The 11204-nt window shown below is 41.7% G+C and carries 9 protein-coding genes; 3 read left to right on the top strand and 6 right to left on the bottom strand.

What is annotated here, in order from left to right:
* Positions 1 to 250 precede the first annotated feature (250 nt).
* Both sppA and JMX97_RS13270 read right to left on the bottom strand, forming a co-directional pair.
* On the bottom strand, positions 251 to 1309 hold the full coding sequence (gene sppA / locus JMX97_RS13265; protein ID WP_201558867.1) for a signal peptide peptidase SppA: 1059 nt from the start codon (positions 1307 to 1309) through the stop codon (positions 251 to 253).
* A gap of 269 nt (positions 1310 to 1578) precedes the next feature.
* Positions 1579 to 4635, bottom strand: a complete 3057-nt coding sequence (locus JMX97_RS13270; protein WP_227671612.1) for a ComEC/Rec2 family competence protein — start codon at positions 4633 to 4635, stop codon at positions 1579 to 1581.
* Positions 4636 to 4999: 364 nt separating this feature from the next.
* On the opposite strand from JMX97_RS13270, the gene JMX97_RS13275 reads away from it, so the two are divergent.
* Positions 5000 to 5575: a DUF2062 domain-containing protein gene (locus JMX97_RS13275; RefSeq protein WP_227671613.1), complete on the top strand. Its 576-nt coding sequence runs from the start codon at positions 5000 to 5002 to the stop codon at positions 5573 to 5575.
* Between the two features lie 88 nt (positions 5576 to 5663).
* On the opposite strand, the gene JMX97_RS13280 is transcribed toward JMX97_RS13275, so the two are convergent.
* From JMX97_RS13280 to JMX97_RS13290, 3 genes are all read right to left on the bottom strand, one after another.
* Positions 5664 to 5969, bottom strand: a complete 306-nt coding sequence (locus tag JMX97_RS13280) for a hypothetical protein (RefSeq protein ID WP_201558873.1) — start codon at positions 5967 to 5969, stop codon at positions 5664 to 5666.
* Between the two features lie 186 nt (positions 5970 to 6155).
* Positions 6156 to 6836 (bottom strand): lipoprotein-releasing ABC transporter ATP-binding protein LolD, encoded by a 681-nt coding sequence (gene lolD, locus JMX97_RS13285; RefSeq protein ID WP_201558875.1) that lies wholly within the window; start codon positions 6834 to 6836, stop codon positions 6156 to 6158.
* Positions 6837 to 6962: 126 nt separating this feature from the next.
* Complete coding sequence (locus tag JMX97_RS13290; RefSeq protein ID WP_201558878.1) at positions 6963 to 8201, bottom strand: lipoprotein-releasing ABC transporter permease subunit; 1239 nt, start codon at positions 8199 to 8201, stop codon at positions 6963 to 6965.
* Between the two features lie 497 nt (positions 8202 to 8698).
* Here JMX97_RS13290 and JMX97_RS13295 point away from each other — a divergent pair, with 497 nt between their 5' ends.
* The gene (locus tag JMX97_RS13295; RefSeq protein WP_201558880.1) at positions 8699 to 9661 is read left to right on the top strand and encodes a hypothetical protein; all 963 of its coding nucleotides are present in this window, start codon (positions 8699 to 8701) and stop codon (positions 9659 to 9661) included.
* Between the two features lie 185 nt (positions 9662 to 9846).
* Here JMX97_RS13295 and JMX97_RS13300 read toward each other — a convergent pair whose 3' ends face one another.
* On the bottom strand, positions 9847 to 10236 hold the full coding sequence (locus JMX97_RS13300) for an SCP2 sterol-binding domain-containing protein (protein ID WP_201558884.1): 390 nt from the start codon (positions 10234 to 10236) through the stop codon (positions 9847 to 9849).
* A gap of 501 nt (positions 10237 to 10737) precedes the next feature.
* Here JMX97_RS13300 and JMX97_RS13305 point away from each other — a divergent pair.
* Positions 10738 to 11076 (top strand): IS630 transposase-related protein, encoded by a 339-nt coding sequence (locus tag JMX97_RS13305; RefSeq protein WP_201558886.1) that lies wholly within the window; start codon positions 10738 to 10740, stop codon positions 11074 to 11076.
* Positions 11077 to 11204: the final 128 nt, after the last annotated feature.

Genomic DNA, 11204 nt, shown 5'->3' on the forward strand with positions numbered 1-11204 from the left:
GATGTGTATAGCTCATGGTTGCAATCTCACTTTGGTGGTGGATAGAAACTGTGATGCTAGCGCATCTAGGCCTCTTTTTCACCTGCTGTTTGAAATTGCACTTCATGTGTTAATCTAAGTAATAAAACAATAAGACTGAGCCATTATGTATGACTCAGTCTTTATGACAGTGTGATTATGTAAATGATATTGAGTAACTGATGTTAAGTAAACCATCTCAACTAAACGCTGGTTTAAGGAAATGCCACTACTAGCGCATCTGTGCATTGCCTTCTTCTTGTGGCAACACATCAAGCTTGATGCTTGAGCCGATGCCCGCACCCATCTTGACAGCGAAGCGATCCATAAAAATCGAGAACGGATCTGTTGGCGTGTAATTCACGACGTTTTCAAGCTCAAGCTGCTTCTCTAAACTAGCAATACTGCCCGCTTTATCCGCTAGGCCCAATGCAATAGACTGCTCACCAGTCCAAAACAATCCTGAAAACACTTTATTTTGTTCAGGGTTTTTCAAGCGATCACCGCGACCTTCTTTAACGGCGTCGATAAAGTGCTTATGGGTATTGGCCAGCACTTTTTCTACGTGTTGCTCTTCATAGTTTGTTAGAGGACGCGTCAAGCTTAAGATATCTTTGTATTCGCCAGCAGTAATAGTACGGTCTTCCACGCCGACCTTATCCATTAAATCTTCAAGATTATAGCTTGGCATAATGACCCCAATAGAGCCCACTAAGCTTGATGGATTAACATAGATTTCATCGGCTGCGGACGCTATATAATACGCACCTGAAGCACCGATATCACCAATGACGGCATAAAGCTTCTTATCTGGATATTCTTGACGCAAATCCATCATGGTTTGCCAGATTCTGTCGGACTGTACTGGTGAGCCACCAGGCGAGTTGATATCCAGCGCAACGGCTTTAGAGTTGCTGTTTTCAAAGGCGCGGGTCAAAGCTTCGTTAACATCATAAGCATTGGCCACATCGCCGCTACTGATCGTACCTTGCAATTCAACCACCGCCAAATGTGGCTTACTGGTATCAATACCTTCAAGGCCAGTCGGTGCTTTACTGGTGCAACCACGCCCTAGTAGTAAAAATATCAACAAAATATAACCAAAAGTCAGTAGCTTAAAAAAGATACCCCAACGCCTTGCGCGGCGCTGTTCTACCACACTAGCCAACAAGGTATTTTCGATAAGTCGCCATTCTTGTCCACTAGGCTGGCTTGGCTGTTGTTGCATGGGTGCTGGCTGGTTTGCCGAATTTTCAGGACGTTTATTAGGGTCTGGTGGCCAGTTGGGCATATAACTTCCTAAGTAAAAATAGTCTAAAACAATAAAAGAGGTGATATAAAAACATAAATATAGCGAGAAGACTCGAATATTTTCACCTTATTATATACCTGTATTGATACAGCTACATTGATATAAGTATGAATTGATATAAGTATGAATTGATATAAGTATGAATTGATATAAGTATAAAGAGTATGGTGATATTTCGGTCACGGTTCAATAGTAGAAGCATGAGAAACTATAAATTATAACGTTATTGCTGAGTTATTTATGGCCGTTCAATCTGTTTGACGCTCAGCATCATCAACACCAAGGGTTAACGCCACTTTTAAGGGCTTATCATCATAGGTAATAACTTCACCTACGCGCTGTACGCTCAATACCTCAGCAGACACTTGCGAGGTACTGTGACTGAGCCAAGTTACTGAATTGTCAGAAGTATTATTAATAGAAAAGGGTTTGGCTGTGCACAGAAGCGACCACAATTGCCAGACACGCTGATGAGTGGCCACATCAAGAATGATACGGGTTTGGTTAGCTGCAGTCTGGCTATACTTTTGCTTACTATCTCTTTGCTGGCTACTTAATTGCTTAGTGTCTTTTATAGCAGCGTTATTGATGATCGGAATGGCTGTTTTATTTAACACTTGGCCGGCCAATCGCGGAGAGCGCTGAGGATCAGTAGCATTGTACTGAACAATTTTAATAGGTAAATTACTGTCGATGGCAACGGTACAATCCCAAACGCTGACATCTTTTATTGTAGGCCAGCCAGTCTCAGCTTTTAATGTCAAATCGCCATTCGCAAGCTGCCACGTCTTCCCTTGTTCGCAACTTTGGGCGCTGATAATGGATCTCTCTTTAGATTGGTCAGCTTGAACATAAACTTGTTGTAGTGTGGACCACTGATCACTACGCCCTGCTTGCCAATATTGGCTGGTTGGCAAGCGTTGGCTTAACTGTGACACAATCATAGGTAACAGTTCAGAGGCGCTATCTTTAGCATTATCACGTTTCTTTTTATCACGCTCGTTTTTAATAACCAGTGTATCTGTCAATGCGACGCTACTGGTTTGCACAATAATACCTGCTAAGCGCTTAATTGATAAGGTACGTAGTTGCTGCTCTAACGTCGCGGAAAGTTTATCAGCCGTTAGCGAGCTTGGCATGGTGCGGGTTTTATCCCCTCGATGATCGGCTAAGAACAACCAGCTAACACTATCCGTAGTCGATAATTTGTTGCGTTTATTGCCTTTGTTAGTACTAATATCCTTAGTCTTACTGTCATCAATCTCGCTGTCAGCAACGGGATACTGCAATACAGCAGCGCTCAAATAGCGATCGCCAGTAGGCAAAACATATAAAGTCGGTGTCAATGATAGAGCTTGCTGATTGGCATATATAGTCATCGTTAATAGTGTTAGCGGTGGTAGCGCCAACCAGCGACTAATAAGTCCACGTGGTAATAACCAAGGCAGCATGACTAATAAAGCCATTAATAGAATACCGGTATTCACCGGTGTATATAGCCATGCGCCTTTTAATGACGGTAAGGTCGTCAGCCATATTATTAGCTCATGTAAGCCGGCCACTATGGCACTGACTAGCGCCCAAATACTATCAGCTACTACGGGCAATAATAAGTAGCACAGTCCTGCAAGTAGGTTCAATGGCACAATCACCCAGCCAAACAAACCGATGGCAAATAAGTTAATTACCAAACCCCACAGTGACGCCTTACCAAACAATAATAAAGTAAGGGGCAACAGCGCTATAAATAGCCAACATTGTAATTTAAATAAGCGTTTAAAAATCCGCCCTATCTGAATAACAAGCACTCTAGATTTATACCTGCCTGTCTGCTGCTGCCGATTTCTAACTACGGTCTTATTCTGCGTCTGCAGTGTGTTGTCATACTTTAATATTAGTGCCACCGCAATAAAAGACAACCAGTAACCTGCTTGCCACAACACATAAGGATCAAACCACGCCATCAATACTGCCAATCCTAACAATACGCGCATGGTACTAACTGGCAACAAGGTCAAACGTACTGCTCCAACAGCCAATAACATCCATGCGGTACGGGCAGCTGGGACATCAAACCCTGTAAACAAGGCGTAAATAAAAGCGGCGCTAATCATCACTAACCAGCGAACTTGCCAGCGCGGTATATAGCGATAAAGTATTGGAGAAATACGGTCAACAAGTAGCACAGCCGCGCCTGCCAGCATAATCGCCAAAAACAACACATGGGTACCAGAAATAGCCAGTAAATGCGAAATACCTGCCAGCTGATACAAGTCTTTAGTGTCACGATTGATTAAACTGCGATCGCCAGTTAGTAGGCTGAGCGTTACTGCCTTTGCTTGCTGTTCGGCGGTGGTTTTCTGTAGCCACTCTTGGTAAAAGTGCTGACGTAATTGCCAGCGCCCTTGATCAATACTAGTACGGAAGTGTTTAAGGTAGGAATCAGGGGAAGTCATCAGTCTTTGTGAATTACTAATCTTAGCAATCGGTGTGCCAACCGTTATAATGGTGGCCACCCCATCAAGATGACGACTCCGTAACCAACGATAGCTATCAAAACCTGATGGATTATTAATCGCTTGTTGGGATGTGGCAAGGGGTGCAAGCGCTAATGTCATAAATAATTGATCACCGGGCTGCAAATCGTTTACAGTGGCTATCTGCGTATCTTCAGACGGCTTTTTTGGATAGGCATTGAGTAATAGACGATACTTTATACTTTCATCACTATTGTTATTTGAGTTATTACTACTTAGGCTATTATTGACGTTCTCAATATAATTAGTAGTGGCGTTATTTAAGTCTTGAGTTGTTAATGCAGAAACTAGTGGTGATAGATGTTGTATGGTAGCGACCTGCCGATAGCCACTGTTGGTTGTAGGATCATAGATGCTGTCACTTACTCCCTCGATAGTAACCAACGCTTTTACACGCATAGGTTCGTTGATTGCCGTAGCCTCTGCTTGTTGATAACTGACCAAAGCCTGCAGCGCACTACCAACAATCAATACGACCGCTAATATCGCTATCAGAGAATAACGAAGAATACGAAGAGAAAAGCTAAAAATAGGCAGCGAATTGTGAGGAGAGCTTTCAGAGGAATGTTGATAAGAGCTTTGGGAAGAGTTCTGATAAAAAAGCTTGTTAGTATCCCCTGAGGATAGCGCACTGCGCTGGGTGATGAGTGCTAAGATAATGGTAATAGTGATTAATAATAAGAGCCCAATAGAAACAGTGGCCATATTTTCTAACAGCAGACTGAACGGCAACGCTATACTGTTCGCGACCGCTAGAGCGCCTATCATGGCAGTTATTATAAGAATGCCTATCAACCAGTACACTAGCACTCCCGGCTTGATGATTTTAGTATGTTTTAGATACGTTTATCGATAGCTATGCGTGACGATTGAGATGTGCACTGAGATTAGGGTACGTTAAGGTCAGCAAATTAAATCGTGATGGACAGTAAAAATTCACTAAATACCGACGATAGCATTTCTATTTATATTACCCTATACTGATTAAACGGCTTGCGCTTATAATGATCCGCCATTACCGTTCTATTTCTTCTTATAATATCTTTTATCCACATTTTATTAATAATATTGTTGCATGCCAGCCTCTCGCGTTACGCGTTGCGGACTGTAGTTAATGATTAAAGGCAAGCCTGTGCCCCAAAAACGACTAAAAAATCTGCTGCCTACGCCCGAAAAAATATTAGAAAGCCGCACCTTAAAGTTATTTGCGCCGCACTTAGCTGACCCTCGTCTGTGGCATTTTAACCGTCATAGCTTAAATAAAGCAGTATATATTGGTGTGTTCAGTGCATTTTTCCCCTTGCCTGGACAGATGTTATTGGCATTAATTGGCTCACTAATTTTTCGCGCTAACGTACCGATGGCGCTGGGTTTGACGTGGATTACTAATCCTCTTACTACCCTTCCTATTTTTTATGCGGGCTACTATGTTGGTGCCAATATTCTTGATGTACCGATGATTAGCTTACGGGTTATAGGTAGGATGATCACTGACTTTAGCTTGTGGATATTGTCTGATGGTGCCAATCCATTTATCACTTATGAAGGTACCGTATCAATAGCCGCTTTTTGTTTGGGCCTGACTATACTGGCCATAGTTACCAGTATAGTTTGTGGCTTAACGTTTAAAGCCATATGGCGCTATAAGACGGTTGTTAGTTGGCAAAAACGCCTGCACGACCCTTCCGATAAACCTCCTAAATTCTAATAAACTAACTTTATAAGCCACTTTTTCTTATTCACTTTTTTTATTCAGCACTATCAACTGTCTTTTCGGTTTTTACTCTTCTTTGTTTTTATTCTTCTTTATTTTTATTTATATCGTCAAGAATATGGTCCGTAAATTTATTGTCCATAATTAGGATATTAATAACTTTTTTGTCTTTAAATAGAGTGTAACGCTTGCCAGCGGCACTATTTTGAACCTTTAGGTCGTAATCAACACCCGCTAATGTTAAGGCATCGAAGGCTGGTGTTAGCAGCTCTACTTGTGCCTGTCTGTCAAGCGTATCGAATAACGTAGGGTCAATATATGGCTCTAATGGATTATCACCTTCTTCGAAACTGCCAAAAGCGGCGATCGGATCATCATTTTTATTCATAATAAAAGTCCTTATGGATTGAGGAAAGCGGCTATTTGGCTGCCTCTTTGTTATTACGTTTTTTGTACCACAATTTTGATACCACAATAAGACTGTTTACTAGGGTCAATCACAATAAGCTCTACACAATATTATCTATACAATAAGCATTTAACAGCTTAATATTTTTACGCTGACAATCTTGCTTTAGTATTCTTCCCAATGCCCATTACGTAACAGTAACTGACGATCAGCAAGCGCTGCTAGATTACGGTCATGGGTGACCATTAATAACGCGGTTTTCATGGTGCTTTGTAGCTCTGACAGCAGACCAAAAACGCTTTGTGCGTTATCATAATCTAAGTTGCCGGTCGGCTCATCTGCCAGAATCAACGACGGCTTAGTCACCAAGGCCCTTGCAATAGCCACACGCTGACGCTCACCTCCTGACAGCTCGCCTGGCCTGTGATCCAAACGGTGCTCTAATCCCACATTTTCTAGTATCTCAATCGCTTGTTGTCGTGCTTCTGTGGGTGATATCTTTGGACGCATCAATAGCGGCATAGCGACGTTTTCTACCGCTGTAAACTCCGCCAACAAATGGTGAAACTGATAAATAAAACCCAAATATTGATTACGCATCGCGCCACGCTCGGTTTCATTCATATGATTGAGACACTTACCATGTAGCCACACTTCACCACTGGTTGGCGTGTCAAGTCCCCCTAACAAGTGCAATAAGGTACTTTTACCCGAGCCGCTGGTGCCAACGATAGCGATACGCTCGCCAGGAGTAACGGTAAGGTCCAAACCGGTCAGCACTTGCGTACGTACTGCCCCTTCATCATATATTTTACTAATATTGCTTGCCTCTAAAATGGCAGACATACGGTTTCCTTTATTTATACTTAAGTTATTACTTATGCGGTTACTTATCGTCAAATCCAATCAACATTAATAGATAAAACTTATAACTATTTTGTCTTAGAGTTGCGCTATTAGTCGTGCTACACGCTACTCATAGCGTAGCGTTTGTGCTGGCTGAATTCTAGCTGCTCGGCGTGCTGGATATATAGTCGCCAAAAAGCTAAGAATAAATGAAGCACCAGTAATCAATACGACATCGACCAAACGCAGCTCTGAAGGTAGATAATTGATAAAATAAGCATCAAATAAGTTCAAACCAAAGCTTTGGTTAATAAAGCCCAAGATATCACTAATACTTAGCGCAAATATGATGCCCAGTATAGTACCAGCGATGGTGCCAATGAAACCGATGACCACACCTTGTACCATAAAAATTTGGGTAATCAATCGAGGGGAAGCGCCAAAAGTTTTTAAAATAGCAATATCCGCTTTTTTATCCGTTACTAGCATGACCAAACTTGAGACAATATTAAACGCTGCTACCAAGATAATCAAAAACAGCAGCAAGCCAACCATAGCTTTTTCCATTTGGATTGCGCCAAATAGATTGCCATGAGTTTGCGTCCAATCGTTAGGATACAGCTGCTCAGGCGCAATGGCCGCTGCTTTTTGTGCCGCCATCGGCGCCGTAAAGAGATCATTAAGCTTCATGCGAATACCTTGCGCCCCATCCGGTAGACGTAGCAATTTAGCCGCATCATTCATAGGAATAAATGCCATGAGGCTGTCCACTTCTGGACTGATACTAAATATCCCCGTCAAAGTAAAACGCTTAAAGCGTGGTATCACGCCAGCAGGTGATGGTGACGCTTCGGGTAGCACTAAGGTGACCTTATCCCCGATGCGCAGCCCTAACGACTGCACCATCTCTTGACCCAGCACAATACTAAAATCACCGCTTTTTAGAGTATCAATACTGCCTTCGGTCATGTGTTCGTTGATAATTGAGACATTTTTTTCGTACTCAGGATCGACGCCAGTGACCATAATTCCTGCCACTTGACCATTTGAGGTCAGCATTCCTTGCAGCTGAATAAAGGGCGCTACTGCCACAACTTCTGGATCTTCTTCTTTAATGCGATCAGCCAACTGTTTCCAGTCACCAATAACCTCGGTTGAGATGACGGTCGCTTGCGGTACCATGCCCAAAATACGGGTTTTTAGCTCGCGATCAAAGCCGTTCATTACCGATAGCACTGTGATCAGAACGGCGACGCCAAGGGTCAGACCCATCATTGAAACTAGTGATATAAAAGAGATAAAGCGGTTACTGCGCTCTGCTCGAGTGTACCGTAAGCCGATAAATAACGCTAAAGGACGAAACATATTCAAACTCTTTATCTTATATACGTGCGACCTTATATAAGCTCTAAGACCAGTGATATCAAATGCGTTGAGCATTATATCTGTTATCCTGATATACAGACCACTATATAAATCGAACACACAAATATGGTTCTAGACAGGCCAGCTATTTATCTAACTATTTACTCAACTGGTTATATAACTGGAGCTGTCAAAAGGGGGATAGTTTGACACAATTTATCTGACATGTGCCAGTCATTAGCGAAAACTGGACGTATTCTCTAATAAAATCTGCTACTTTGTTATTATTTTTTGTGAGGGGCTTGCTATTACTTGCGTCTATACCTATATATTGTATGCTAGGGACAATTGTCATTAACCCATCATTGTTGTTTGCTGACCCTTTACTAGTGCCATTGCTATCTGTTGTAGACCAATGATTTTATTTATTGGCGGACATATGAGCAAAGACATTTTAGCGTCCAAACTTCATGGCTGACTTAAGTTTGAGTATTTTCATGACCATCAATTATCAATATAAAAACGTACAATCTCCTACCAAAATTACTTTAAGCGACGAAAAAACCGCCGGTCATGCTGATCATTGGCGTATTTTAACCGACGATATGAGTCATGATGTGCCGCAGTGGTTACAGCAAATGATTGAACACGCAGCGCTACCCAAAGGGCTTAACGGCAATGCCAGCGCTAAAGACAGCTGCTTATTATTATCAGAAGACCAGCCTTGTCATATCAATCAAGTGCTGGCGATGAAAGACGGTAAGCCTGAACGTTTTATTAACGCTTACCCCTGCGTCGACGGTCCCTATGGCCTTACCTGTAAGATTGAGCGTATGGTTGTCAACGACAACTCACACGATGCGGTACTGCGCCTTCGTAGTACTGATGGCAGTATTGTTTATGCCTTTGATCAGCTTTATACCGCCAATCGCTACTTATACCAACAAAACACTACTTATTTTGTGAATTTTAGCGCTTGGGCGCATGAAATTACCCTCAGCGAGCAAAATGAAGTCATAATGGTTGAGGACAAAGAAGCCATTCGCTATCACCGTGCTTTTAACGATATCGTTGCTGCTAATGACGGTCAAGTGCCAGACGATCTTCAAGAACAGATTAAAGATTGGCAACCGACTACTAAAGAGCAGATGGAGCCAGTAGAAATTAACTTAGGCCATATGTGTGCTTATCTGTTCGGTGATACCTTAGGACAAGAAGATGAAGCCTGGTGTCAGGGTCAAGTGCTGGGCAAACAAGAAACGCTGTTTAATCGCAAGTCAGTTATTTTATTTGATGTCGTGATACTACGTGAGCAAGATACTGATCCGTTCGTAGTTCGTATGGGCGCGATGAGTACAGCCGGTACCAAAGCTATTCAAGTCAACGACTATATACAAGCTAATATATGGTTACAAGCAGCGATTTACAAAGAGAACCAAGCCACAAACAAGCAGACGTAAGCTAGCTAACATAGCTGCCTGACATAAATTGTCGTAACAACAAATTTTAAATCGAAAAAAGCCCCTAAATTCAATGTTAGGGGCTTTTTTTTGACTGAATGCTTAACTGAATCAAAAAAACTTCGGACATACGATATAGGAATGTAAAAAATCGCTGTGACTTAGTTTTTTTAGTAAATAAGCAATTAAGCTACTGTCGTCATCGCTTTAATTTTATCAAATAGCTCTTTTTGCTCTGCGCTTGGACGCGCAGTCTGTACTGCCATCAATTGTGACATATCACCTTCAACACGGATTTTACCACTCATGAATGCACCCATGATTTCATTCATATCGAAATCAGTGATGATCGATTGTAAAAGGCTACGGTCAAGTAGCAAAGTAGTGCTGGCAGCATCGTTCAAACCGCGGTGTAATAGACCATCAGCAAAATTAGCCTCAATATCTTGATCATCGTCAGAGACTTTCAGGTTAATAATCATATTCGCTAGTGCTGGCGGCAGATTTAGCTCACCGGCCTCATTACCTAACTGCTCAACTTGCTCGAACCATGCGTCTGTTAAAAAAACTGCCATAATATTATCCTTTATGAATGTCATGATGGGCTAATTAGATTTATCACAGCAACCCTGCTGATACCCAAAATTATTGAAATAGTTGTTGTTAACATGCTCGACCTCATTATAAGGGGCGACTTAACGATAAGTAAAACTCTTTTACGTGACCGCTTGCCAAATGGTAACAAAACTCTATTAGAGATTCTTTTATGCGCCTAATCGCTACTACCTTATTCGTGGATAAGTTATTAATAGGTAGTGAGTGCACTACTGCTTTCATTACCCTTTAAAATGTTCTTTGACCTAGACCAAACGCTATTATCAAGCTTATGCCAATACAGCTTATTGTGTCAAAAGCTACGCTATTGAAATAAACCACGTTTTATACAACTGAACTATCTCCTTATAGCTTATCGATGACGGTATAAAGACTTCTATTTTCTTAGGTCCTTATATAGTCAAATCCTTTTAAAAATGTTATAAATTAAAGTAACTAAACCATTAACCTCACAAATAACCATGACTTATTCACTAGATTTTCGTAAACAGGTACTTAAAAGCTTAGATGATGGCATGACCTATGCTCAAGCGGTTGAGTTTTACGATCTGAGCCCAACCACCATACAAAACTGGAAGAGACGTGTCCATAGCAAAGTAACAAGGCAAACTAAGCCTCATAAAATAATGGATGACGTTCTCCTCAATGATGTCAAAGAACATCCTGATGATTATCAGTATGAGCGAGCCCGTCGATTAAACTGTAGCCCAACAGGTATTCATAACGCCTTAAAGCGCTTGAGTATTAGCAAAAAAAAAGACCTTAGAACATCCAAAAGCGTGTCCGATCAAAAGAGCTAACTAACCTGAATTCGGGATAAGTCCTCCATTAAGCTACTGATAACATTCATATTTCCCCAACTTCTTTAAAGCCAGCCACATTTTTGAGGGTTGGTTTGTAGGGAAACCAACAATAAGCTATCAGTCCT

This window comes from Psychrobacter sp. 72-O-c, from assembly GCF_904846605.1.
GTDB lineage: Bacteria > Pseudomonadota > Gammaproteobacteria > Pseudomonadales > Moraxellaceae > Psychrobacter.

Bases quoted from the DNA above. Each gene is read 5' to 3' on its own strand.
- sppA (WP_201558867.1), bottom strand. From the start codon at position 1,309: ATGCCCAACTGGCCACCAGACCCTAATAAACGTCCTGAAAATTCGGCA.
- JMX97_RS13270 (WP_227671612.1), bottom strand. From the start codon at position 4,635: ATGATAGGCGCTCTAGCGGTCGCGAACAGTATAGCGTTGCCGTTCAGT.
- JMX97_RS13280 (WP_201558873.1), bottom strand. From the start codon at position 5,969: ATGAATAAAAATGATGATCCGATCGCCGCTTTTGGCAGTTTCGAAGAA.
- lolD (WP_201558875.1), bottom strand. From the start codon at position 6,836: ATGTCTGCCATTTTAGAGGCAAGCAATATTAGTAAAATATATGATGAA.
- JMX97_RS13290 (WP_201558878.1), bottom strand. From the start codon at position 8,201: ATGTTTCGTCCTTTAGCGTTATTTATCGGCTTACGGTACACTCGAGCA.
- JMX97_RS13295 (WP_201558880.1), top strand. From the start codon at position 8,699: ATGACCATCAATTATCAATATAAAAACGTACAATCTCCTACCAAAATT.
- JMX97_RS13300 (WP_201558884.1), bottom strand. From the start codon at position 10,236: ATGGCAGTTTTTTTAACAGACGCATGGTTCGAGCAAGTTGAGCAGTTA.
- JMX97_RS13305 (WP_201558886.1), top strand. From the start codon at position 10,738: ATGACTTATTCACTAGATTTTCGTAAACAGGTACTTAAAAGCTTAGAT.